21 protein-coding genes are annotated in these 23,315 nt (G+C 66.7%); 15 read left to right on the plus strand and 6 right to left on the minus strand.

The features are described from left to right. Positions 1 to 46: 46 nt before the first annotated feature. Positions 47 to 856 carry a hypothetical protein gene (locus WEG36_08715; GenBank protein MEX1257686.1) on the minus strand — a complete coding sequence of 270 codons (810 nt, stop codon included), beginning with the start codon at positions 854 to 856 and terminating at the stop codon, positions 47 to 49. Positions 857 to 893: 37 nt separating this feature from the next. Beyond that, positions 894 to 1,355, minus strand: a complete 462-nt coding sequence (locus WEG36_08720) for a hypothetical protein (protein MEX1257687.1) — start codon at positions 1,353 to 1,355, stop codon at positions 894 to 896. A gap of 180 nt (positions 1,356 to 1,535) precedes the next feature. Between WEG36_08720 and WEG36_08725 the strand changes: the two genes are divergently transcribed. The 5 genes from WEG36_08725 (at position 1,536) to WEG36_08745 (ending at position 6,914) form a co-directional block, all read left to right on the plus strand. After that, complete coding sequence (locus tag WEG36_08725) at positions 1,536 to 2,552, plus strand: glycosyltransferase (protein ID MEX1257688.1); 1,017 nt, start codon at positions 1,536 to 1,538, stop codon at positions 2,550 to 2,552. Between the two features lie 74 nt (positions 2,553 to 2,626). Next, positions 2,627 to 3,343 carry a hypothetical protein gene (locus WEG36_08730; protein MEX1257689.1) on the plus strand — a complete coding sequence of 239 codons (717 nt, stop codon included), beginning with the start codon at positions 2,627 to 2,629 and terminating at the stop codon, positions 3,341 to 3,343. Between the two features lie 27 nt (positions 3,344 to 3,370). Further along, on the plus strand, positions 3,371 to 4,846 hold the full coding sequence (locus WEG36_08735; GenBank protein ID MEX1257690.1) for a RimK family protein: 1,476 nt from the start codon (positions 3,371 to 3,373) through the stop codon (positions 4,844 to 4,846). Beyond that, positions 4,843 to 6,132, plus strand: a complete 1,290-nt coding sequence (locus WEG36_08740) for a glutamate-cysteine ligase family protein (GenBank protein MEX1257691.1) — start codon at positions 4,843 to 4,845, stop codon at positions 6,130 to 6,132. The genes WEG36_08735 and WEG36_08740 overlap by 4 nt, the downstream gene beginning before the upstream one ends. Continuing rightward, positions 6,129 to 6,914, plus strand: a complete 786-nt coding sequence (locus tag WEG36_08745) for an N-formylglutamate amidohydrolase (GenBank protein ID MEX1257692.1) — start codon at positions 6,129 to 6,131, stop codon at positions 6,912 to 6,914. Before WEG36_08740 ends, WEG36_08745 begins: the two co-directional genes overlap by 4 nt. A gap of 31 nt (positions 6,915 to 6,945) precedes the next feature. On the opposite strand, the gene WEG36_08750 is transcribed toward WEG36_08745, so the two are convergent. After that, the gene (locus WEG36_08750) at positions 6,946 to 7,341 is read right to left on the minus strand and encodes a hypothetical protein (protein ID MEX1257693.1); all 396 of its coding nucleotides are present in this window, start codon (positions 7,339 to 7,341) and stop codon (positions 6,946 to 6,948) included. Between the two features lie 239 nt (positions 7,342 to 7,580). Here WEG36_08750 and WEG36_08755 point away from each other — a divergent pair, with 239 nt between their 5' ends. Further along, positions 7,581 to 9,221, plus strand: a complete 1,641-nt coding sequence (locus tag WEG36_08755; GenBank protein ID MEX1257694.1) for an alpha/beta-hydrolase family protein — start codon at positions 7,581 to 7,583, stop codon at positions 9,219 to 9,221. A gap of 67 nt (positions 9,222 to 9,288) precedes the next feature. Here the strand turns inward: WEG36_08755 and serA are convergent, their stop codons facing one another. Next, a complete protein-coding gene (serA, locus tag WEG36_08760) occupies positions 9,289 to 10,518 on the minus strand; it encodes a phosphoglycerate dehydrogenase (GenBank protein ID MEX1257695.1) in 1,230 nt (409 codons plus the stop codon). Further along, positions 10,515 to 11,177 (minus strand): HAD-IB family phosphatase, encoded by a 663-nt coding sequence (locus WEG36_08765; protein ID MEX1257696.1) that lies wholly within the window; start codon positions 11,175 to 11,177, stop codon positions 10,515 to 10,517. The genes serA and WEG36_08765 overlap by 4 nt, the downstream gene beginning before the upstream one ends. A 238-nt stretch (positions 11,178 to 11,415) precedes the next feature. Here WEG36_08765 and ilvD point away from each other — a divergent pair, with 238 nt between their 5' ends. The 8 genes from ilvD to phnE (WEG36_08805) all read left to right on the plus strand — a co-directional run bounded on the left by ilvD (position 11,416) and on the right by phnE (WEG36_08805) (position 21,277). Beyond that, positions 11,416 to 13,095 (plus strand): dihydroxy-acid dehydratase, encoded by a 1,680-nt coding sequence (gene ilvD / locus WEG36_08770; GenBank protein ID MEX1257697.1) that lies wholly within the window; start codon positions 11,416 to 11,418, stop codon positions 13,093 to 13,095. Next, positions 13,092 to 14,651 carry a Ppx/GppA phosphatase family protein gene (locus WEG36_08775; protein ID MEX1257698.1) on the plus strand — a complete coding sequence of 520 codons (1,560 nt, stop codon included), beginning with the start codon at positions 13,092 to 13,094 and terminating at the stop codon, positions 14,649 to 14,651. Before ilvD ends, WEG36_08775 begins: the two co-directional genes overlap by 4 nt. Continuing rightward, positions 14,635 to 16,872: a polyphosphate kinase 1 gene (gene ppk1 / locus WEG36_08780; protein MEX1257699.1), complete on the plus strand. Its 2,238-nt coding sequence runs from the start codon at positions 14,635 to 14,637 to the stop codon at positions 16,870 to 16,872. Before WEG36_08775 ends, ppk1 begins: the two co-directional genes overlap by 17 nt. 62 nt (positions 16,873 to 16,934) lie before the next feature. Continuing rightward, positions 16,935 to 17,909 carry a glycerophosphodiester phosphodiesterase family protein gene (locus tag WEG36_08785; protein ID MEX1257700.1) on the plus strand — a complete coding sequence of 325 codons (975 nt, stop codon included), beginning with the start codon at positions 16,935 to 16,937 and terminating at the stop codon, positions 17,907 to 17,909. Between the two features lie 86 nt (positions 17,910 to 17,995). After that, positions 17,996 to 18,868 carry a phosphate/phosphite/phosphonate ABC transporter substrate-binding protein gene (phnD, locus tag WEG36_08790; protein MEX1257701.1) on the plus strand — a complete coding sequence of 291 codons (873 nt, stop codon included), beginning with the start codon at positions 17,996 to 17,998 and terminating at the stop codon, positions 18,866 to 18,868. Beyond that, on the plus strand, positions 18,865 to 19,665 hold the full coding sequence (gene phnC, locus WEG36_08795) for a phosphonate ABC transporter ATP-binding protein (protein ID MEX1257702.1): 801 nt from the start codon (positions 18,865 to 18,867) through the stop codon (positions 19,663 to 19,665). Before phnD ends, phnC begins: the two co-directional genes overlap by 4 nt. Before the next feature lie 53 nt (positions 19,666 to 19,718). Beyond that, positions 19,719 to 20,462: a phosphonate ABC transporter, permease protein PhnE gene (gene phnE, locus WEG36_08800; GenBank protein ID MEX1257703.1), complete on the plus strand. Its 744-nt coding sequence runs from the start codon at positions 19,719 to 19,721 to the stop codon at positions 20,460 to 20,462. Continuing rightward, positions 20,462 to 21,277, plus strand: coding sequence for a phosphonate ABC transporter, permease protein PhnE (phnE, locus tag WEG36_08805; protein ID MEX1257704.1), 816 nt, complete (start codon positions 20,462 to 20,464; stop codon positions 21,275 to 21,277). The genes phnE (WEG36_08800) and phnE (WEG36_08805) overlap by 1 nt, the downstream gene beginning before the upstream one ends. 16 nt (positions 21,278 to 21,293) lie before the next feature. Here the strand turns inward: phnE (WEG36_08805) and WEG36_08810 are convergent, their stop codons facing one another. Then, complete coding sequence (locus WEG36_08810) at positions 21,294 to 21,659, minus strand: plastocyanin/azurin family copper-binding protein (protein MEX1257705.1); 366 nt, start codon at positions 21,657 to 21,659, stop codon at positions 21,294 to 21,296. Positions 21,660 to 21,947: 288 nt separating this feature from the next. Between WEG36_08810 and WEG36_08815 the strand changes: the two genes are divergently transcribed. Beyond that, entirely contained in the window at positions 21,948 to 23,309 is a 1,362-nt protein-coding gene (locus tag WEG36_08815; GenBank protein MEX1257706.1) for a sigma-54 dependent transcriptional regulator, read from the plus strand. The last annotated feature ends 6 nt before the right edge of the window (positions 23,310 to 23,315 follow it).

Consider the following 23,315-nt stretch of genomic DNA (forward strand, 5'->3'; position numbering starts at 1 on the left):
GGATGCGGGGCCCGGCGGGAAAGCGCATGGGCAGTGGCCACGGATCTCACCGGGCGAAGCGCGCCCGCCAGTCCCCCGGCCGGAGAGTCGCGAGCGGCTCTCCCGCTTCGAGCCGGTCGAGGATTCCCTCCATCGCAATGCGGATTCGAGCCGACTCCCCCGCCAGGTGCGCTCGTCCGATCGCGGCGCCCGCGGCGAGACCGACGAGAGCGGCCGGAATCCCGATGAGGGGGAATCCAAAGCCGAATCCGAGCCCGGTTCCAACCGCCGCGGCCGGGATGCCCATCCCGATCATGCCGCCGACCCCGGCTCCGCTCCGTACCGATCGCACGTCCGCCGTCATCGTCACGAGGACTTGCCCCTCCGGAAGGGGCACGAGGGAGAGCTCCAGGCTCTTGGCTCGAACCAGGTCGTAGGAAGAGCCCCCGACGCGCAACGCGCGCCGGACCACGGCGCGAACCCCGCCGGCCGGCTCCCAGAGAGACCGATCGCCCCGTTTGCGGAGGCGCCGGAGCGACTCCCCCTCGGCGAAGTGGTCCTCCAGGCGCTTCTCCAGGGCCCCGAACGGCCCGGGGACGACTCGGCTCACCTGCACGAACCCCGGGCCCACGACGCGGGCCAGAACGCCCTCGTCCTTCGAGGGGACCGGCCGAAGCGCCTCGGCACGCACCTCTCCGAGGGCCCGCCTCAGGTGGCGCGGCTCGATCCCGACTTCCTTCCCGATCCGGAGGAGCTCTTCCTCCCCCACGACGTCGCCGGGACCGCTCGAACCCGAGTCCTCGAACTGGAGCTCGGAGGCGCGACGGATGATCCGGTCGAACTCCTCTCTCGAAAAGCCTTCCTTCGCGGGAGGCATGCCTTCCAATGCGATTCCTCCGGGTGCGTCCTGGCGGTCAGAGTCCGGCGGCCGGAGGCGGCGCGGGAGCGTCCGCCGCCGGGGCCTCTCCAGGTCGCATCCAGCGCACATCCGCCGACCCTCCCCCTGGAACGCGGGTGACGACGACGAGAAGATGCTGGACCGTCCAGTCCCCGGGTGCGGTACGCCAGTTCCGCGCCGTGTCCAGGTCGTCGAAGATACGAGCGTTCACCGTGGCGGCGGGCGGAGCCTGCTCCGCGATGCGGCGGCCCAGTTCCATGACTTCCTCGTAAGCCGACCCAGCGGGGACCACGATCACGAGCTGTCCCCCCGTCGTGCCCGAGACCTCCACGATCTCGTGGGGAGGGGCTCCCGCGAGGTCGAGCCAGGGATGTCCGCGCTCGGGCTCCCCGGCGCAACTCGAGAGGAGGCTCACCGCGAAAAAGGCACAGGTTGCGGCGAACCGGGGGTGCGTGGGAATTCGAAGGAAGCGGCTCATGAGGTGGTCCTGCGCCGGCGCTCGAGCTCGGTGTAAGGGGGCCGGGGGACAGGCCCGGCGCCTTGCCTCGGGAGGGTGGGGATTGTATGACGACCCCGATGGAACCGCCAGCGGAAAGTCACCCCTGGGCGCCGGCCGCCGAACAGATTCGACCTCCCTCTGCGTGGACTCTTCTCGGGAATGATCACTGCGACTCCGGCGTTGTCCGTTCTCCTCCCCGTCCGCGACGCCGCGGCCACCCTCGACGAGGCCATCTCGTCCATTCGGTCGCAGTCCGTTCGTCACTGGGAGCTCGTCGCCGTGGACGATGGATCTACGGACGAGTCGGGCGAAATCCTTCGACGACACGCCGGTGCGGATCCGCGAATCAGGGTCGCGACGACGGGAAAGCGGGGCCTTGTCCCCGCTCTAGAAATGGCGCGCGCCGCCTCCCGGGCGCCCATCCTCGCCCGGATGGATGCCGACGACTTCGCGGAGCCGTCGCGCCTCGAAGCTCAACTCTCACTCCTGGCACGGCACCCGGGAGTCGCTCTCTGCGGGACCCATGTTCGATATTTCCCGCGCAGCCGGGTGCGGGACGGGGCACGGAGATACGAAGCCTGGCTGAACGGTCACCGAAGCCACGAGGACCTGGCGCGCGACCTCTGGGTCGAGTGTCCGCTGTCCCATCCAACCTTTGCGATGCGCGCTTCAGTCGTCGACCGGGTCGGCGGCTACCGTGAGATGGCGTGGCCGGAGGACTACGATCTCGTCCTCCGAATCTGGGAGGCGGGGCTTGGCCTTGGCGTCGTTCCGCAGGTCCTCCACCGCTGGCGCGAGGGAAGCGAGCGCCTATCGCGGGTAGATTCCCGCTATGGTCCCGAGGCCTTCCGGCGAGTGAAGCTCCACTTCCTCTCCCGCACCCTTCTTCGGAAGAAGGAAGGGGTCCTCGTCTGGGGCGCGGGACCCACGGGGAAGGCGTTCGCCCGTTCGGCGATCGCCCTCGGGATCCCGGTCCGGGCCTTCGTGGACCTGGATCCGAGGAAGATCGGCCAGGAGGTGCATGGGGCTCCGGTCATTCCGCCGGCGGGCCTCGACGCCTTCCGCGACGCTCTCGCCTTGGCTGCGGTGGGTCGCCCGGGCGCCAGGGAGGAGATCCGCGCCGCGCTGCGCGACGCCGGCTGGGTGGAAGGGAGCGACTTCGTCGCGGTGGCCTGACCGGCGCACCCGCCTTCGAGCATCCGCAGCTCGCGTCGGCAACGGAAAGGCGCCTCCCGGTGTACCGAGCGGCCATGTCCATGCCGCCCCGAGTCACCATCCTTCCCCAGCCGGACGACGCGACGTGCGGGCCGACCTGCCTGCACGCGATCTACTCCTATTTCGGGGACGAAGTCCCGCTGGACCGGGTGATCGAGGAGGTCGTCTCTCTTCCGACGCAGGGGACTCTCGCGGTCCTCCTGGCCTGCCACGCCCTGAGACGCGGGTATCGGGCGACGATCTACACATACAATCTGCTCGTCTTCGACCCGAGCTGGTTCCATCTGGACCCCTTGGAGCTCCCCGGGAAGCTCCGTGAGCAGCGCGCCGCGAAGGCCGGAGATGAACGGCTCCGCTTCGCAACGGACGCCTACCTCGAGTTCCTGGGTCTCGGCGGCGAAATCCGGTTCAAGGAGCTGACCCAGGAGCTCCTCCGCGGCTTCCTCCAAGTCGAGCGACCTCTCCTCACTGGACTCTCGGCGACGTACCTGTATGGGTGTCCGCGCGAGTTGGGGGATCAGCGTCTCGCTTACGACGACATCCGCGGGCTCCCCACGGGACACTTCGTCGTCCTTTCCGGGTACGACGCCGACCGTGACGAAATTCTCGTGGCCGATCCCCTCCGGGAAAACCCTCGCTTTCAGCCGCACTACTATCCGGTCGGGGTGCAGCGCGTCATCGGGGCCATCCTTCTCGGCATCCTGACCTACGATGCCAACTTCCTCGTCGTTGAGCCCCGCGACGCCGCCTGACCCGATGCTCCCGCGCATGCCCGTTCGATGAAACCGCTGGTCGTGGTCGAGAACACCGGCCGTTGGCCCTTCGACCTGGATGAAGTCGAGGTCGTTACGGCGCGGGCGTATCTCACGGAAGACGAATACTCCGAGCGCCGCGGAGTCGCCGTCTTTAATCTCTGCCGACGGTATGGCTACCAGACTGTCGGGTACTACGTCTCCCTCCTTGCGGAGGCCCGTGGCCACCGGCCGATCCCTTCGGTCGCGACCCTCCAGGCCTTGGGAAACGCGAGCATCGCCAGGCTCGTGTCCGAAGAGCTCGAGGCGCTGATCCAGCGGAGTCTCGCGCCCCTCAAGTCGGACGAATTCACACTTTCGATCTATTTCGGGCGAAATCTCGCCCACCGATACGACAGCCTGGCCAGGGCCCTCTTCAACGAGTTCAGGGCTCCACTCCTTCGAGCGCGATTCGCGCGCGAAGGGGACGAGTGGCGCCTCCTCGGGGTCCGTCCGATCCCGACCTCGGAGATCCCGGAAGCCCACCGCCCATTCGTCCTCGAACAGGCGCGCAGGTTCTTTCGCCGCCCGGCCGGTCCCCGTCCCGATGAGGAGTTCCGCTACGACCTCGCGATCCTCTGGTCGAAGGACGACCCGAACGCTCCCTCGGACGAACGCGCCATCCGGCGCTTCATCCGCGCCGCGCGGAGCCGGGGAATCCGCGCCGTGGTCATCGAGCCGGACGAAGCGGCGCGCATCGCGGAGTACGACGCCCTCTTCATCCGCGAGACGACGGCGGTCGAGCACCACACCTTCCGGATGGCGCGGCGCGCCGAAAGGGAAGGGCTGGTCGTCCTGGACGACCCCCAGTCCATCATCCGCTGCTCGAACAAGGTCTATCAGGCCGAGCTCTTTCGGCGCCGGGGGCTTCCGACCCCCAAGACACTCGTCGTCCACGAGGGGAATCTCCGCGAGGTCGCGGCGACGGTCGGCCTCCCATGCGTCCTCAAGCGACCGGACGGGTGTTTCTCCCAGGGGGTCGTGAAAGCGGAGAGTGCGGAGGACCTCGCCGCCCTCCTCCCGGCGCTATTTCGCGAGTCCGAGCTCGTCATCGCGCAGGCCTGGACCCCCTCGTCTTTCGACTGGCGGATCGGCGTGTTGGACGGGAGGCCCCTCTTCGCCTGCCGCTACCACATGGCCCCCGGGCATTGGCAGATCGTGCGCTCCGAGGGGGCCCGGCACGCGCGTTACGGGAGGGTCGAGGCACTCCCGATCGGGGACGCGCCGAAGAAGGCGGTGGAGCTCGCCGTCCGCGCGGCGAATCTCGTCGGAAACGGCTTTTACGGCGTGGACCTGAAGGAGATCGAGGGACGGTTCGTGCTCATGGAGGTCAACGACAATCCAAACGTGGATGCGGGGTTCGAGGACGGCGCGGCGGGCGACGCGCTTTACCTCGAGGTCATGGACTACTTCCGGCGGCGGCTCGACCAGCGCGGATCCGACGGGAGGAAGAACGGAAAGTGAGCGAGGCCCCGCTCGCGGAGCCGGACCCGCCTTCACTCGGGCTCTTCGAAGGATTCGGCGTCGAGATCGAGTACATGATCGTGGACCGGGTGACGCTCTCCGTCCGACCCGTCGCGGACCGTCTTATGGAGGCCGTCGCGGGCGCCCCGGTCGCGGAAGCGGAGTTCGGACCGATCGCCTGGTCCAACGAGCTCGCTCTCCACGTCCTCGAGATGAAGACGAACGGACCGGCCGCCACCCTCGCGGGACTCTCCGCATCCTTCTACGAGCAGGTCGTGCGCGCGAACGATGCGCTCGCTGAGCTGGGTTGTCTCCTCCTTCCCGGGGGCGTCCACCCCTGGATGGATCCCGATTCGGAGACCCGCCTCTGGCCTCACGAATACACCGACGTCTACCAGGCCTTCGACCGGATCTTCTTCTGTCGCGGGCACGGATGGTCGAATCTGCAGTCCACCCACCTGAACCTCCCGTTCGACGGGGATCGGGAGTTCGGCGCCCTTCACGCCGCGGTGAGGGCGCTCCTCCCCCTCCTCCCGGCACTCTCTGCCTCCAGCCCGATCCTGGAGGGGCGGATCGCGGGCGCCCTCGACCGCAGAATGGTCGAATATCGTTCGAATGCAGGGCGGATCCCTTCGGTCGCGGGCGTCGTCGTTCCCGAGCCCGCCGGATCGCGAGCCGAATACGAGAGGGAGGTCCTGGAACCGATTTACCGCGACCTCGCGCCGCTGGACTCCGCGGGGACCCTTCGCTACGAGTGGGTGAACGGACGGGGCGCGATCGCCCGGTTCGAACGGGGGACGATCGAGATCCGCGTCTTGGATCCCCAGGAGTGCCCGGCGGCCGATCTGGCGGTCGTGCGCGCGGTCACGCGCGCAGTGCAAGCCCTCTGCGAAAGAGTCCTCGACGGCGATTGGCGCATCGGCGCGCTTTCCACTGACCGGCTCGCGGCGATTCTCGAGGAGACGGTGCGCGACGCGGATCACGCCCTGATCGAGGACAGCGCGGTCCTCGAGGCGCTCGGCATTCCGCGCCCGGGGCGGTCGCGGCGCGCGACGGACATCTGGCTCGACCTGCTGGAGCGGTCGGTGCCCAGGGAATGGGAAGGGGGGGGAGGGGAGCGCGACGCCGGGGGCCGCGACCCACTCGAAGTCATCCTCGATAAAGGAAGCCTTGCGCGCCGCATCCTCGCCCGCGCGGGCCCGGAGCCCGGCCAGGTGCGCCTCGTCCAGACGTATCGAGCGCTCGCGGACTCTCTTCGGGAGAATCGCGTATTCCTCGACGCCTGAGCGGGACGCCGGCGGCGGCGCGGACGACTTCGGGAAGCCGCAAGAAGTCGGCCCCCGCCGGGAGAAGCCCGGGGTGCCGCCTCCTTCTCACCTGCGAACACGGGGGAAATCGCGTCCCCGCGCGGTACGCCCGGCTCTTCGGCGGCACAAAGGCGCTCCTCGCCTCGCACCGGGGGTGGGACCCGGGTGCCTTACCCATCGCGCGGGTCCTGGCGACCGGGCTGGACGCACCGCTCCGGTTCGTCCTGACGACTCGACTGCTCGTAGATCCGAACCGCTCCCTGGCGAGCCCCGAGCTCTTTTCGGAATTCACGCGAAGCCTTCCCGAGGAAGAGCGGTCCCGAATCATAAGGCTTTATTACCACCGCCACCGCGCCGAGGTGGAGCGAATGCTGTGCATGGAGCCGGCGGGGGACGAGCCGATCGTCCATATCGGGATCCACACCTTCACTCCGGTCTGGAAGGGGAAAAAGAGGGAGGTGGACGTCGGGGTCCTCTTCGATCCGGAGCGCTCGCGGGAGCACCGCTTCTCGCGCCGGTGGATTGAAGAGGTTCGTCGGGAGCTTCCCAACCTCGTGGTTCGGTCGAACGAACCTTATCGCGGCTCGGACGACGGCCTCACCACGGAGCTACGCCAACGGATCCCGCCGAGCCGGTACCTGGGAATCGAGCTGGAAGTCTCCCAGCGGCTCGCCGCAGGCAGTCCCGACGTGCGGGGGAAAATTCGCCAAGGGCTGCTCGCCTCCCTGCGCCGCGCCCTACGCGAGACAGACTTTCCCTGAGTTCGCGCCCCCGTCGGTCAGCGCGTGTTCGTCAGGGCGAAAACGAAGACCGCAGAAAGACGGCTTCCCCATTCGTCTGTCCGACGTCCATCGTTCCCGACATGCGAAGGATCGTCGTCAGAACCCCGCTGAAGTTCCTGTTTCCACCCGGATAATTGAAGAGGGTGAACGAGACAGTCTCCGCGCCGGAGCGTTGTCCCGCGACGGTCCCCTGGGGAAAGGTATCCGTGAAATACCAGGTTCCCGTAAAGGTGCCGTTCACTTCCGGCTGAAGGAGGAGCCGAAGCCCGGGAGCGACCTGACCGAGCGCGCCGACTGCATCCCACTTCCCCTCCATCGTGACTTCGTCCAGACCGGTCGTCGTATCGCAGGCCGCGAGCGCCAAGAGAGCGATCGGGACCGCGACGCGTATCCTTCTCCGTAACATGATCGTCCGTCCTGCCTGAGGGTGCCTGGGCATGGTTCCGCCGCGGGCGCGGCGGGGCTCGATGCTTCAACCCTGAATTTACCTGCCGCTCGGATTCAAGTCCATCGGGGAGGGCCTCCGGATGCGTAGATTCGGTGCGCCGCCGCGTTTCGCACGGCCTCCCCAACCGGCTCGATGCCGCGGGTCACGCCAACCGCTTGCGCCGACGGCCCACGAGCGGGAGAATTCTTCGCATCGTCATGCATCCGGTACTCATCCGATTCACCGCATCGCTCTCCGCCGCGGGGCTGCTCGTCGGCACACTGTTTTTCGCCGCCTCCCTGACGCCGAGCCTCCTCCCGCGCACTTACGTGATGCAGGGCATGCTTTCCGGAGGGTCCCTGGCCGCGGGATACGGGATCGGCGTGTTCGGGCGCTGGCTCTGGTCTTACCTGGAGCTGCCGATGCCGGGAAGGCGTACGGGAAGGATTGCCCTTCTTGTCGCATCCCTGGTGTGCCTCGCGGTCGCCCTGATCTTCCTGCGCCAGGCGGCCGAATGGCAGAATTCGATCCGATCGCTGATGGGGCTGGATCCGGTGGACAGCGCACACCCCTTCCGCGTCGGCGGGATCGCATTTCCCGTCTTCGTCGCTCTCCTCGGCGTAGCGAGGCTTTTTGCGCTGACTTACCAGTTGTTCGCGAGGAAGCTTCACCTCTTCATCCCCCGCCGCGTGGCGCATGCGATCGGGGGTTTCCTTGCGGTCGCCCTCTTCTGGTCTGTGATCAACGGTGTCCTGTTCGAATACGCGCTTCGCGCCGCGGACTCCTCCTTCCAACAGATTGATGCCCTGATCGAGCCGGAAGTGCAGCGACCCGACGAGCCCTACAGGACGGGGAGCGCCGAATCCCTGATCGCTTGGGAGGATCTCGGCAGCAGGGGGCGCGAGTTCGTCTCGTCGGGGCCGAGTGGAGAAATGATCGCGCACTTCCTCGGCGGCGAGGTGTTGGAACCCCTGCGGGTGTACGTGGGGCTCAACTCCGACGAGTCCATCGAGGCGCGCGCTCAATTGGCCTTGACGGAACTGAAACGAGTCGGCGGTTTCGAGAGATCCGTGCTGATTGTCGTCACGCCTACCGGCACGGGCTGGATTGATCCGAAGGCGATGGACACCGTCGAGTTTCTCCACCGTGGGGATGTGGCCAGCGTCGCGGTGCAGTACTCCTACCTCCCGAGCTGGCTCTCGCTGATGGTCGAGCCCGATTACGGTGCGGATACGGCGAGGGCTGTGTTCGCTGCCATCTACGGGTACTGGACCGAGCTGCCACCCGATCTCCGCCCGAAACTCTACCTGCATGGATTGAGCCTGGGCGCTCTCAACTCCGATCGGGGCGCCGATTTTTACGATGTGATTGCCGATCCATATTCGGGCGCCCTCTGGAGCGGGCCGCCATATCGGAGCTCGACATGGCGCACCGTGACGGAGCTTCGCGATCCCGACTCGCCGGCATGGCTTCCCCGGTTCCGCGACGGTTCGATCGTGCGCTTCACCAACCAACACGATGCCCTCGACGTTTTGGGCGCCCAGTGGGGCCCGATGCGGATCGTCTTTCTCCAATACGCTAGCGATCCCGTCACCTTCTTCGAGCCGCAGGCGCTGTACCGGAGCCCGAGCTGGATGAGCCATCCGCGCGGCCCTGAGATTTCGACGCACCTGCGGTGGTTCCCGGTCGTCACGATGCTGCAACTGGCGATTGATGTGGCGGCCGGCGACTCCGCACCCGTAGGGTACGGGCACGTGTACGCGCCCGAACACTACATTGACGCCTGGCTGGCCGTTACCGAACCGGAGGGGTGGACCGAGGAGGAGATCGCGCGCCTCAAGTCCCACTTCTCGGGTTAGAAGTGGAACGACTGGAGTCACAGGGGGCGGTCGGTCTCCGGGCACCGCCCCGTAAGGGTGACCCCCGTCAGTAAAGGATCCGCACGCGGATCGTGTCTGGAATCGCGCGCAAGTCCTGCGCCAGCCCCTCGTCGTAGTCCTGGCCGATATCGGTGATCACGTAACCGATCTCCTCATTCGTCTTGAGGTGCTGGCCCGTGATGTTGATCCCGCGGCTCGCCATGATCTGATTGATTCGTGCGAGGATCCCGGGGACGTTCCTGTGGACGTGCACGACCCGGTGCGAACCCTGGAGCTCCGGAAGCTGGAGGTTCGGGAAATTGACCGAGAGGGTCGTGTTTCCCCTTTCCAGGAAATCGAGGAGCTTGGCCGGCACGAAACGGCCGATGTTCTCCTGGGCCTCCTGGGTGCTCCCGCCGACGTGCGGCGTCAGGATGACGTTCGGGAGCCCCTGGAGAGGGGAGGTGAAGTGACCTCCATCCTCTTTCGGCTCCTCCGGGAAGACGTCTATGGCCGCGCCCCGGACCCGCCCCGTGGCCAGCGCCTCCTTCAGCGCCTCCAAGTCCACCACGAAGCCACGGCTCAGATTCACGAATACGGCGCCCTTCTTCATCCAGCCGAACTCTCTGGCGCCGATGAAGTTGCGATTCCCGGGAGTCCCATCCACGTGGACGGTGACGACGTCGGAAGTCTCCAGGAGCTCCCTCAGCGACGCGCAGGGACGCGCATTCCCCAGCGCCATCTTCTCGGCCACGTCGTAGAAGCGCACCTCCATCCCGACCGCTTCGGCCACGACTGAAAGCTGAGAACCGATGTTCCCGTACCCGACGATTCCGAGGCGTCGACCGCGGATTTCGCGCGCGCCCTTCGCGCTCTTCTTCCAAATTCCGCGATGAAGGAGAGCGCTCTTCTCGAAGAGGTCCCGAAAGAGGACGATGATCTCGCCCAGCGCCATCTCCACGACGCTCCGGGTGTTCGCGAAAGGAGCGTTGAAGACCGCCACACCCCGCTCGAGGCAGGCCTTCAAGTCGATCTGGTTCGTCCCGATGCAGAAAGCCCCCACGACGCTGAGGCGGCGCGCCGCCTCGACGGCGGTCCGGGTCAGCTGCGTCTTGGATCGAATCCCGAGGACAGCCACGTCCTCGACCCGCTCGACGAGCTCCTCCTCGGAGAGGCTCCCGGCCACTTCCTCGACATCGAATCCCGCTTCCCGGAAGCGCCCTGCCGCCTCGGGGTGGATTCCTTCGAGGAGGAGGACCTTCTGGCCTTCTTCGAACGTTTCGATCGGCGGAATCACGGCTTCTCCAAGAGGGCGATCAACTCGTCCATGGACTTTGCGACAAAATCGGCCTTGGCCACGACGGGGTCCCGGTGGCGGTTTTCCGTATACGCGATGAAGCCGTCGGCGAGCCCGCGCTCTCGGACCTCCAGGTCCGTGGCCCCGTCACCGATCATCCAGACGGACCTCTCCTTCTCGCGAAAGCGCTCGACCGCGGCCGGCTTTCCACCTTTGGCGATGACCGTATCGGGGTCCAGCCCGAGGACCCGTCCACTCTCGTCGTAGCGGAACCGATGCGCGTGGAGGCCGGAGGGAGAGAGGCCCATACGCTCCAGCGTTGGGAGAATGAGCTCCTCGAAGCCGCCGGATACCACGCCGACCCTGGAAAGGTTCTCGCGGAAGAAGGCGAGGTTGCGAGCCACGGAGGGGCTGATGTGCTCCCGGATCTCCTCTCCCACCGTGCGGACGAGCCCGCGGTCCGCCGCGAGGACGCCAAGCCGGCGCTCGAGCGACTCCTCGGCCGAGATTGCGCCGGCCATTCCGAGATCGGTGATCTCGCGGAAGGCGGCCACTCGGGCCTCTCGGTCCGGGGCGCCGTCGAGGGAGCGGGCGAAAAGCTCGTCCAGTCCCTCAACGGAGACCAACGTGCTGTCGAAGTCGAAGACCAGGAATGACATGGGCCGTGGCGGAGCGTCTCCCCGGCTCACATGGCCGGGAGAGCATGGTTAGCTAACAGGATCTCCGGGCGTTGCCAACCCCTCGGCATCCTGCGGGCCAACGCCGCCGCGGCAGGCCGCCAGGCACTGCCTCCTCTTGGCCGCCCCACCCGGCAAGGATAAGATCCGGGGCTCACACACCTCCCCCGCTCTGTCCCGGGGCACACACGCCCGCGAAACGCCCCATGGGGAACGATCGATGGCCAAGAAACTCAACGTCTTCAGCTCCCGCATCACCCAACCCAAGTCCCAGGGGGCCTCGCAGGCCATGTTGTACGGGACCGGGCTCACCACCGAGGACCTCGCGAAGCCCCAGGTGGGGATCGCGAGCGTCTGGTGGGAGGGGAACACCTGCAACATGCACCTGAACGACCTCTCGGCTCGCGTGAAGGAGGGTGTCGAGGCCGCGGGCCTCGTCGGGATGCGCTTCAATACGATCGGCGTCTCCGACGGGATCTCGATGGGGACCGAGGGGATGAGTTACTCCCTCCCGTCGAGGGACCTCATCGCGGATTCGATCGAAACGGTGATGGGAGGGCAATGGTACGACGCGAACATCTCCATCCCGGGGTGCGACAAGAACATGCCCGGGTGCATGATCGCGATCGGACGGATGAATCGGCCCGCGCTGATGGTTTACGGCGGGACGATCCGGGCCGGGCACTCCCGCGGCGAGGTCGTGGACATCGTCTCGGCCTTCCAGAGTTACGGCGAATACCTGGCGAAACGAATCGACGAGGAGACCCGGCGCGACATCGTCGAGCACGCTTGCCCGGGGGCGGGGGCGTGCGGCGGAATGTATACCGCGAACACGATGGCTTCCGCGATCGAGGCGCTCGGAATGTCGCTCCCTTACAGCGCCTCTACCCCCGCGGACGATCCGGCGAAACTCGAAGAGTGCTTCCGGGCGGGCGCGGCGATCAAGAATCTCCTCGAGCTGGACCTGAAGCCCCGGGACATCATGACCCGCGAGGCGTTCGAAAATGCGATGGTCATCGTGATCGCCCTAGGGGGCTCCACGAACGCCGTCCTCCACCTGATCGCGATGGCCAGGGCGGTGGACGTTCCCCTCCACCTGGATGACTTCCAGCGGGTGAGCGATCGCATCCCCTTCCTCGCCGACCTGAAGCCCTCCGGGCGATACGTCATGGAGGACCTCCACCGGGTAGGCGGGACGCCGGCCATCATGAAGCTCCTCCTCGGGGAAGGGCTCCTCGAGGGAGGATGTATGACGGTGACCGGGCGGACGCTCGCGGAGAACCTGGAGCCGCTACCGGGGCTCGCCGATGGACAGGACGTGGTCCGTCCCATGGACGCACCCATCAAAGAAACCGGGCATATCCGCATCCTTTGGGGCAACCTCGCGCCCGGCGGAGCCGTGGCGAAGATCACGGGGAAGGAAGGTCTTCAGTTCGAGGGTCCCGCGCGTGTATTCGACTCTGAGGAGGAGATGCTTGGCGCCCTCGAGCGAGAAGAGATCCAAAAGGGGGACGTCGTCGTGATCCGCTATGAGGGTCCGAAAGGAGGGCCCGGGATGCCCGAGATGCTCACGCCGACCTCCGCGATCATGGGCGCAGGCCTCGGCGGGGATGTCGCGCTCCTCACCGACGGGCGCTTCTCCGGTGGATCCCACGGATTCCTGATCGGCCACATCGTCCCGGAGGCCCAGGAAGGCGGTCCCATCGCCCTGGTCCGCGACGGCGACCGGATCGAAATCGACTCCGTCGCGAGCCGAATCACGGTGCAGGTGCCGGAGGCGGAGATGACCCGCCGGAAGGCGGAGTGGACGATGCCTCCCTACAAGGTGGGGCGGGGGGTGCTCGCGCGGTACATCCGGACCGTGCAGGACGCTTCGCATGGTTGTGTGACTGACGCGTGAAGGCCTCGCCCGGCACCCGCCTCCGCGTGGGAGCGATCGACGTCGGTTCGAACGCGATCCGCTTTCTGGCCCGCGAGGTCGCTGGCGACGGGACGCACCGCGAGCTCGAGAGCGAGCGGCTCGCGGTTCGGCTGGGCGGGGACGTGTTCACCCGCTCCCGCGCCTTTACTCGCGAGACGATGGACGCCGGAGTCGCGGCCCTCGGCCGGATCCGGCGGCGCATTGACGACCTGGAAATCGTGAACTACCGGGCCGTCGCGACGAGCGCCGTGCGGGAGAGTCGGAACGGGGGAGAGTTCGTCGAGCGGGTCCGGCGCGAGTCCGGAATCCACCTGGAGACGATCTCCGGGAGCGAGGAGAGCCACCTCGTCTGGCTAGCGGTGAAGGATCGCGTCGCTCTTGGGCCCTCAAGGTGGCTCATGATGGATCTCGGAGGCGGGAGCGTCGAAGTCTCGGTCGTGGACAAGGACGGGATCCTCTGGACGGAATCGCATACCCTCGGCTCCGTCCGCCTCCTCCAGGCCTTCGAGGCGGAGGAGGAGTCGAAGGACTACCAGGAGCTCCTCGAGCGGTATGCACACAGCCTCAAGGTCCCGACCGCGGTCGCCGAGTGGAATCCGGTGGGTGCGATTGCGACCGGAGGGAACATCGAGGCGCTGGCGGAGCTCGCGGGAGTCCCGCGCGGGGACGACGGGGTGTCGGTCCTCCCGGTGGACGATCTCCGGCGGGTCATGAACAAGCTTGCCCGCCTCAAGGTGCAGGAGCGGGTGAAAAAGCTCGGCCTCCGTGAGGACCGCGCCGACGTGATCGTCCCCGCGGCCGTCGTATACGAGCGGGTCGCCGAGCTCGCGGGCGCCCGGGAGATCCTCGTCCCCCGCGTCGGGTTGAAGGAGGGACTGCTCCTCGACCTCACCGACGAGCTGCAGAACCGAAGCGCTCACGCGGACCGGCGCGATCGGGAGATCCGGGCTGCCGCGGTTTCCGTAGGGCGGCGCTTTCACTTCGATGAAGCGCACGCTCAACAGGTCGCCTTATTGTCCCTGGCGCTCTTCGACCAGCTTGGGCCCCTGCACGGGCTCGGGGGAAAGGAGCGCCGGCTCCTCCTCGCGGGAGCGCTTCTGCACGATATCGGACAGTACGTGTCGTACCGCCGGCACCACAAGCACTCCATGTACCTGATCGCGAGCGCCGAGCTTCCGGGGCTTTCGCCGGAGGACCTCCGCATCGTGGCCCTTCTGGCCCGATACCACCGACGGGCCGAACCGAGGGACGCACACCCCGGATACCAGGAAATGGGCGCGGCCGGCCGCGAGGTGGTGCGGAAGCTGGCCGCCCTTCTCCGCGTCGCCGACGCCCTCGATCGCGAACATCTCGCGCGCGTCGCCTCCATCACGGCCAAGATCGGCGACGACGCCGTGACCCTCCGCATGCAGATCCGGGGAAGTGTGGCCCTCGAGGAATGGGCGCTCTGGAAGAAGGGAAGTATGTTCCAAAAGGTGTACGGAAAGGCATTACTGCTTGAGAAGGCGAAGAAGGGCAATGCGAAAGAGTCGTAACGATTCGGCCACGACGCGGCGTCGGCTCGTTCCCCATGCCAGGCAGTACATTAATCTCCACCCCATGGACCTCCGCCTTAGCCAGGCCGTTCAGCCCGCGCCAGTGCCCCCCGGGGCCGAGCTGGATCACCCGTCGCTGTACTTCAACCGGGAGCTCAGCTGGCTGGACTTCAACCGCCGCGTGCTGCAACAGGCCTTCGACGAGGGACACCCTCTCCTCGAGAGGGTTCGTTTTCTTGGCATCTCGGCAAGCAACCTGGACGAATTCGTGCAGAAGCGGGTGGGCGGGCTCCGCCGTCTTGAGGCGGCAGGGGTCAGGCAGCGGTCCCCGGACGGGCTGCGGCCGTCCGAACAACTGCCCGCCGTGCGGGAGGCCATTCGCGCCCTCTCGACAGCGATTCAGCGGGAGTGGGCGGACGAGCTGAGGCCCCTCCTCGCGTCGCGGGCCGGAATCCGGATCTCGCGGATGTCCGCGCTCGACGAAGCGCAGCGGATGGAGCTCGAGGCGTTCTTCCGGGAACACCTCTATCCAATTCTCACGCCGCTCGCGGTGGACCCGGGGCACCCCTTCCCCTTCATCTCGAACCTCTCGCTCTCCCTTGCGATCGACATGAGAGAACCGGTCGCCGGTACCCTGCACTTCGCACGGGTCAAAGTTCCGATGCGGCACGGCCGCTGGATCACTGTCCCCGGCTCAGGGGAGCCGTACCACTTCGTTCCGGTCGAAGAAGTGATCGCGCATTACGCGGGGGAGCTGTTCCGGGGAATGGAGATCCTCGGAGTCTTTCCCTTCCGTGTGACGCGCAATGCGGACGTGAGCCGCGAGGAGGAGGAAGCCGAAGATCTCATCGAGATGATCTCCGAGGAGCTCCGCGAGCGCCGCCTCGCGCCCGTCGTCCGTCTCGAGGTCGAGGGGACCATGCCACGGCGCGTCCAGGAGCTCCTTCTGCGAGAGCTCGAACTCGGGCGGGAGGATCTGCTCGAGGTCTCGGGAGAGCTCGCGCTCGAGCACGTCCTCGATCTCGCGAATCTCGATATCCCCACGCACCAGTTCGAACGGTGGGACCCGGTCGTTCCCCCTCAGATTGCGGCCGGAGGCGACGCGGACGCCGAAACCGACATCTTCTCCGTGCTCCGGCAGGGCGACCTCCTCGTCCACCATCCGTACGAATCGTTCTCCGCCACCGTGCAACGCCTCGTAGAGGCTGCCGCGGAAGATCCGTCGGTGCTCGCGATCAAGCAGACGCTTTATCGCACATCGGACGATTCGCCTATCGTTCGCGCCCTCCTGAGGGCGGCGGAGCTGGGAAAGCAGGTCGCGGTCCTCGTCGAGGTGAAGGCGCGATTCGACGAACAGAACAACATCGAGTGGGCCAGGATCCTGGAGAATGCCGGCGTCCACGTCACCTACGGCCTCGTTGGCTTAAAGACCCACGCGAAGGCAGTCCTGGTGATTCGGGAGGAAGGCGGGCATCCGCGGGCCTACGCACATGTCGGGACCGGGAACTACCATGTGGGGAATGCCCGCGTGTACACCGACCTCGGTCTCCTCACCTCCGATCCGGAAATAGGGGGCGACCTCGTCAATCTCTTCCACTTCCTCACCGGATACGCGCCGGCCCAGCCCTACCGGAAGCTCATCGTTGCACCGGCCTCCATGCGGGCCGCCTTCCGGCGGTCGATCGCTCGGGAGATCGAGCTTCAGGAAGGTGGAACGCCCGGACGGATCGTGGCGAAGATGAACGCGTTGGACGATCCGGAGATCATCCGTCAGCTCTACCGCGCGTCGTGCGCCGGGGTGCGCATCGAGCTGGTCGTCCGCGGGCACTGCTCGCTTCGCCCCGGCCTCCCCGGTTACAGCGAAAACATCCGGGTAGTCAGCCTGATCGGCCGTTTTCTCGAGCACGACCGGATCTTTTTATTTGGAAATGGTGGCGACCCGGCCGTCTTCATCGGGAGCGCGGACTGGCGGGGCCGGAACCTGGATGCGCGGGTCGAAGCGATCGTCCCCATCACCGAGCCCCGCCTTCGCGACCGCCTGGTACAGCTCCTCGAATACGCTTTGGCCGACAACGACCTGGCATGGGAGATGGGAGCCGACGGAGATTATCGGCGCCTGGCCCCGCAGACGGGGGAAGAAAGGCTGAACCTCCACGAGAAGCTCATGGAAGAGACGCTCCGGCGCCGCGAGCTCGTCGCGCAGGGCGCGACATCGCGTTAGTCGGACGGCTCGGTCCAGCGGGAAGCACTCCTCCTTCGCACCCTCAAGCGCGCGGAGCGCCAATGAGATCACCCGGGCTCGCGGGACTTGGCCTCTCGCTCCTGATCACCGTGGGATGCGGCGTGGACCGAACGGAGGACGTGATGACGCTCGCGGATGAAGGACGCCGGATCCTCATCGCCCACCGAGGAGCGTCGGCTTATGCGCCCGAACACACGCTCGATGCGTATCGGCTCGCGATGGATCAGGGGGCGGACTTCGTCGAACCGGATCTTCAGGTCACGAGCGATGGAGTTCTGATCTGCCTCCACGATCTCACCCTCGATCGGACCACGAACGTCGAGGAGGCCTTCCCGGACCGATTCCGCGAAGAGGAGTCCCAGGGAAGGACGGTGCGACGCTGGTATGCGTCGGACTTCACGCTCGAGGAGATCCGTCGGCTCGACGCGGGATCGTGGTTCGACGAGCGCTTTCGGGGCGCGAGCGTCCCGACTCTTGCGGAGGCGATCGAGCTCGTCCTGGGGAGGGCTGGACTGTACCCGGAAACCAAGGCGCCCGAGGTGTACGGAGACCTCGGCCTGGACATGGAGCGCCTCCTCGTGGCGGAGCTGGAGCGTACCGGGCTTCTGAGGCCGGGCACCCACCCCGCGACTCCAGTGGTCATCCAGTCGTTCAGTCCGGAGAGCCTCCGGATTCTTCGGGGCGATCTCGGCGTCGAGCTCCCACTTACTCTCCTCATCGGGGGCGCCGAAGCGGCCGCAGAGTGGCTCACTCCCGAAGGGCTGGCGCGTGCCCGCGAGTTCGCGGACGGGATCGGTCCCACCAAGGGCCTCCTCCTCGAAACGCCCGCGCTCGTCGAACGGATCCACGAAGCTGGGATGCAGGTGGTCCCCTATACCTTCGCTTCGAGGAACACGGGAGACTTCGCAACCGTGACGGAAGAGATGGCGTACTTCCTCTACGAGCTCGGGGTGGACGCCCTCTTCACGAACAACCCGGACGAGTTCCCGCGCCGGCCAGCGCGGAGCGGCTCCTGAGACGAGCGTCTGCGCGGGCGCTCGCGCTCACGGCACTGGCATGCGGATGCGCCGGGCCGGTCATCGAGGACTGCCCCCATGGGGACTTGGACCCCCGATACTGCGACCGTGACGGCGATCTCGTCGCCGACCTCCCCTCCGATCCGGCTTGGCGCCTCGACCCGGAGGCGCTGGTCTTCGCGTATACGCCGGTCGAAGACCCCGCGCAGTTCAGAGACGTCTGGGCGGGATTCCTCCGGCACCTCGAGGCGGAGTCGGAGCGGCCGGTCCGGTTTTTTCCCGTCCAATCGAACGCCGCCCAGATCGAGGCGATGCGCGCGGGAAGGCTTCATGTCGCCGGTTTCAACACCGGGAGCGTTCCCCTCGCCGTGAATTGCGCCGGCTTCGTTCCAATGACGATGATGGGGCGGGCGGACGGGTCCTTTGGATACGAGATGGAGATTCTCACCCGGCGCGACAGCGGAATCGAGTCGGTGGCCGAGCTGAGAGGCCATACCCTCGCCTTCACGTCGCCCACCTCCAATAGCGGGTTCAAGGCTCCTTCGGTCCTCCTCGAAGCGGAGTTCGGGCTGGTCGCCGGCCGGGATTTCGAACCGGCCTTCTCCGGAAGGCACGACAACTCGGTCCTGGGAGTGTTGCACGGAGACTACGACGCCGCGGCGGTCGCGAACATCGTCATCGGGCAGGTCCTCGCGCGGGGGGTCGGCACGATGGAGGACCTACGGGTCCTGTACCGGTCCGAAACCTTTCCCACCACGGCGTATGGCGTCTCAAACCGGCTCGCCCCCGGGCTCGCCGAGGCGGTCCGTCGCGCCTTCGCGAGCTTCGAATGGGAGGGGAGCGCCCTCGACGACGAATTTCAGGACGAGGACGGGTTCCTTCCCATTACCTACCGGGAGCACTGGGAAGTGATTCGCCGCATCGACGTCACCTCCGAAACGAGTTGGAGCTGCCGATGACGGACGGCCGCCCGCTCCTCGAGATCGAGGACCTATACGTCAGGTACGGAGCGATGGAGCCGGTCCTCCACGGCGTGTCGCTGGCCCTGGGGCCGCGCGAGGTCGTAGCTCTGATCGGTCCTTCCGGAGCCGGGAAGAGCACCCTGCTCCGGGCGGTGCAGCGGCTCGTCGAACCCACATCGGGGCGTATCGTTCTCGAAGGCACCGAAATCACCGGCCTCCCTCGCCGGGCGCTCCGCGCCGCGCGCCGCCGAATGGGGATGATCTTCCAGGAATTCGCTCTGGTGGAGCGCCTCACGGTGATGGAGAACGTCCTCTCCGGCGCCCTCGGGCGCACAGGGCTCGTCCGGAGCCTCCGGCGCCGCTTCCAACCCGAAGATGTCGAGGAAGCATTCACCCTCCTGGACAGGGTCGGCCTCACCGGCCTCCAGGACCGGCGGTGCGACTCCCTGTCGGGGGGCCAGAAACAACGGGTCGGGATCGCCCGGGCCCTCATCCAGCATCCGGCGGCCCTCCTCGTGGACGAACCCACGGCCAGCCTGGACCCGGCGACCTCGATCCGGATCATGACGCTCATCACGGAGATCTGCGAAGAGAGGGGGCTCGCCGCCATCATCAACCTGCACGACGTTCCACTCGCGCGCCGATTTTGTGGCCGGATCGCAGGAATGAGCGAGGGAACGATCGTCTCGGACGGCCCGGCCGCCCGGCTCGACGATGTTCTCCTTCGCCGGATCTACGGGGATGAGGTGAGCCTGTCCGGTCCCCATTCACCCGACGTTGGAGCGGAGTCCTGAGCCCCCCGCCAGCGCGCGGCTGGCGCCGCCCTCCCCGTATCGCGAATCCTTCCGTGAGGCTCGGGCTCACGATCGGCGTCCTGGCCTATCTCGTCCTCGCCCTTGCGACCCTCCAGCTGGACCTGGCTCGGATGTCCGAGGGGATCGCCCGGGCCGGAGAGTTCTTCGGGGGTTGGCTTAGGCCGGACTTCCTGACCCGCTGGGGGGAGATCCGGGACGGCCTCGTCGAGAGCCTTGCGATGACGGCGGTCGCGACGGCGGCGGGTCTCGCGCTTTCCATTCCCCTTGGCCTCTGCGCGGCGCGCAACCTGGTGAGCGCTCCCGTTTACTTCGTCTCCCGGAGCCTCCTGGCCGTTTCCCGCGGATTCCACGAGATCCTCCTGGCGATCCTCTTCGTGGCCATGTTCGGGTTCGGACCTTTCGCCGGACTCGCGACCCTGGTAGTCGGGACCGTGGGGTTCCTGGGGAAACTTTTTGCCGAAGCCATCGAAGAGATTGACCGGCGGCCGCTCGAGGCCCTCACGGCCGTCGGGGCCCCTTGGACCTCGCGCGTTCTCTTCGGAGTCGTCCCGCAGGTGATCCCTCGGGTGCTGGGCCTTTCGCTATACCGACTCGACATCAACTTCCGCGAATCCGCCGTGATCGGTCTCGTCGGTGCCGGCGGCATCGGGGCGACACTCACGACTGCCTTCAGTCGCTACGAATTCGAGACGGTGTCCGCCATCCTCATTGCGATCATCGCGCTAGTCTTCGGGGCCGAGCTCGCATCGGGACACCTTCGCCGGAGGCTTCTCTGATGCCCGTTGTGGTCCGGAACGCGGTCAGGGAGTGGACCCGCCGTACACCGGCAGAAGAACGGATCCGCTTTGCGATCGTCCTCGGGGTCGTCGCGATCCTCGGAGCTGCATGGACCGGGATCTCTTCGGGAACCACGTGGTCCTTCGTGTGGAGCTCCGGCACGCAGGCGCGGGACCTGGCGTCGCGGATGTTTCCTCCGGACGCGTCTTATGGACCCTCGTTGTTGCGGCCCCTCGTAGACACGCTTCACATCGCGACGCTCGGAACCGCCCTCGGCGTCCTGATCGCACTTCCCCTCGCGTTCGCGGCCGCACATCCAACCACGCCGTCGCGACTCCTCGTCCGTCCGTTCGCCCTCCTTGTCCTCGTGACCTCCAGGTCGGTGAATTCGATCATCTGGGCGCTCTTTCTCGTCGTGGTGCTGGGTCCGGGGACGGTGTCGGGAATCCTGGCGATCGCCCTTCGGTCGGTCGGATTCGTAGGGAAGCTCGTCTACGAGGCAATCGAAGAGGCGCCGACGCTCCCCGTCCTGGCCGTCCAGGCGACCGGCGCAGGGCGGGTCCAATCGCTCGCATACGGACTGGTCCCGAACCTCCTCCCGGTCATGGCGGGGGCGAGCGTCTATCGGTGGGAGATCAACATCCGCGAGGCGACGATCCTCGGACTCGTCGGAGCCGGAGGAATCGGAATGGCGCTCCAGAGCTCGATCGATGCCCTGGCCTGGTCCCGCGTGAGCGTCATCCTCGTCGCGATCCTCGCCACCGTCGTCCTGGCCGAGTGGGTGTCGGCCCGGGTCAGGCGCCGCTTCCGGTGATCCGGCCGCCCGTGCCTTACTCCACGATCACGCTCCCACGCATTCCGCTCGTCGGCGTGCCGTGCTCGGTGCAGTAGTAAGCGTAGGCGCCGGCGCCCTGCGGCATCGCCTGCTGGTGGGCGCCCGTTGTCTGGAGCGGAGAATCTCCCAGTCCAGCGGACACCCAACGAATCCGGTGGGGATTGTCCCCTGCCCAGGTCCAGGTGACGGTCGCCCCCGGATCCACGAGAATGTTGGCCGGAGCGAAGACATCGTCGAGGACGGAAACCGATGTGGTCGCCACGGGGTCGGAGGAGGTCGGGTCGCTCCCGCCGCACGCGGCGACGAGCGTCGGAAAGAGGCAGAGCGAGGCGACGAGCTTGGCGGACATGACGTGGCGCATCGTTACTCCTTGCGGGAGCTTTTCCGGCGCGAACGGATCGTAGCGCCTGTCGGGCTATACGTCCCATGCGAGAAGATCGTTCCCGAATCACGCTCCGGCGTAGAATGAAATTGCTGGCACGGCAGTAAGGTGCGCGGATTCGTCTGATCAGGCGAGGCGGACGCACCGTCCCCCGAGGAACGCGTGGCGTGCGGCCCGTTGCCGCACGGCTGTTCTCGGCTGATCGTATTGCTTGCACGCGCGTGCCGAATGGCCGCGCACCGGGGTCCAACGCAAGTGGAGAGCAGTGTGAACAAGCAGGGAGCGACCATACTCGTCGTGGACGACGACGCAACCATGCGAGACGTCCTGGAGATGCGGCTCCAGACGTGGGGGTATCGAGTCCTCCTCGCCGGCGACGCGCATGAAGCGTCGGCGCTCCTCGAGAAGGAGGATCCGGATCTCGTGCTTTCCGACGTCGTCATGCCCGAGCTTTCGGGTCTGGACCTCCTCCGCACGCTCAAGAGGTCGGATCCCGATCGACCCGTAATCCTGCTCACGGCGCACGGCACGGTCGAGATGGCCGTCGAAGCGATGAAGGCGGGAGCGCTCGACTTCCTCACTAAGCCACTCAACTACGGGAACCTTCGTACGGTCCTCGACCAGGCTTCCCATGACCGCGATCTCCTCAAGTCCCAAGGGAGCGCGCCTGCCGAGTCCAGCGACCGGGCGTTCGGACGCTTCGTCGGGTCGAGCTCACCGATGGTCGAGATCTACGAGCTCATAGACTCCCTTGCCGGGAGCGACGCCCCGGTCCTGATCACCGGAGAAAGCGGCACGGGAAAGGAGCTCGCCGCCCGCACGATTCACGAGCTGAGCGAGCGCAGCCAGGGGCCCTTCGTGGCCATGAACGCCGCCGCGATTCCGCGGGACCTCGTGGAGAGCGAGATCTTCGGACACGAAAAGGGGTCGTTCACCGGGGCGAGCCATGATCGAATCGGATGCTTCGAGCTCGCCGACGGTGGGACCCTCTTCTTGGACGAAATCTCGGAAATGCCCATCGAGCTCCAGCCGAAGCTCCTCAGGGTCCTGGACGAAGCGCGATTCCGGAGGGTCGGCGGGAGGAAGGAGATCGTCGCGGACGTGCGGATGCTCTCCGCCACGAACATCCCACCGCAGACCGCGGTGCGGGAGAATCGACTCCGCGAGGACCTTTATTACCGCCTGAACGTCTTCACCCTGCATCTCCCACCCCTCCGCGAGCGGGAGGACGACATCCCGCATCTCGTCCAGCACTTCCTCGACAAGTTCCGGGAAAAACACCAGGCGCGCGCGCGGGCCATCCGGGAAGAGGCGCTCGAGCTCTTGCGCGCCTATTCCTGGCCGGGAAACGTCCGCGAGCTTCGTAACGTCATGGAGCGCGCCACGATTCTGGCCGATGGAGAGTGGATCGAGGTCTCGCACCTTCCCGCCTACATCCGGACCCCTTCGGCGGAGCCGATGGATGACTTGCCGATCCCAACGGGAATGAGCGCGGCCGAGGTCGAGAAGCGACTGATCCTCCAGACGCTGGACGAGACGGGGAACAACAAGGCCGAGACCGCCCGCCGCCTCGGTCTCAATGTCAAGACGATCCGGAACAAGCTCCGGTCCTACGGTCTCGATCGCTGACCCCAG

Source organism: Gemmatimonadota bacterium, from assembly GCA_040882465.1.
Classification (GTDB): Bacteria; Gemmatimonadota; Gemmatimonadetes; order Longimicrobiales; family Gaopeijiaceae; genus JBBEBG01.

Coding starts and splice junctions, on each gene's coding strand:
- WEG36_08715 (MEX1257686.1), bottom strand. CDS start 856: ATGCCTCCCGCGAAGGAAGGCTTTTCGAGAGAGGAGTTCGACCGGATC.
- WEG36_08720 (MEX1257687.1), bottom strand. CDS start 1,355: ATGAGCCGCTTCCTTCGAATTCCCACGCACCCCCGGTTCGCCGCAACC.
- WEG36_08725 (MEX1257688.1), top strand. CDS start 1,536: ATGATCACTGCGACTCCGGCGTTGTCCGTTCTCCTCCCCGTCCGCGAC.
- WEG36_08730 (MEX1257689.1), top strand. CDS start 2,627: ATGTCCATGCCGCCCCGAGTCACCATCCTTCCCCAGCCGGACGACGCG.
- WEG36_08735 (MEX1257690.1), top strand. CDS start 3,371: ATGAAACCGCTGGTCGTGGTCGAGAACACCGGCCGTTGGCCCTTCGAC.
- WEG36_08750 (MEX1257693.1), bottom strand. CDS start 7,341: ATGTTACGGAGAAGGATACGCGTCGCGGTCCCGATCGCTCTCTTGGCG.
- WEG36_08755 (MEX1257694.1), top strand. CDS start 7,581: ATGCATCCGGTACTCATCCGATTCACCGCATCGCTCTCCGCCGCGGGG.
- WEG36_08765 (MEX1257696.1), bottom strand. CDS start 11,177: ATGTCATTCCTGGTCTTCGACTTCGACAGCACGTTGGTCTCCGTTGAG.
- ilvD (MEX1257697.1), top strand. CDS start 11,416: ATGGCCAAGAAACTCAACGTCTTCAGCTCCCGCATCACCCAACCCAAG.
- ppk1 (MEX1257699.1), top strand. CDS start 14,635: ATGCGAAAGAGTCGTAACGATTCGGCCACGACGCGGCGTCGGCTCGTT.
- WEG36_08785 (MEX1257700.1), top strand. CDS start 16,935: ATGAGATCACCCGGGCTCGCGGGACTTGGCCTCTCGCTCCTGATCACC.
- phnC (MEX1257702.1), top strand. CDS start 18,865: ATGACGGACGGCCGCCCGCTCCTCGAGATCGAGGACCTATACGTCAGG.
- phnE (MEX1257704.1), top strand. CDS start 20,462: ATGCCCGTTGTGGTCCGGAACGCGGTCAGGGAGTGGACCCGCCGTACA.
- WEG36_08810 (MEX1257705.1), bottom strand. CDS start 21,659: ATGCGCCACGTCATGTCCGCCAAGCTCGTCGCCTCGCTCTGCCTCTTT.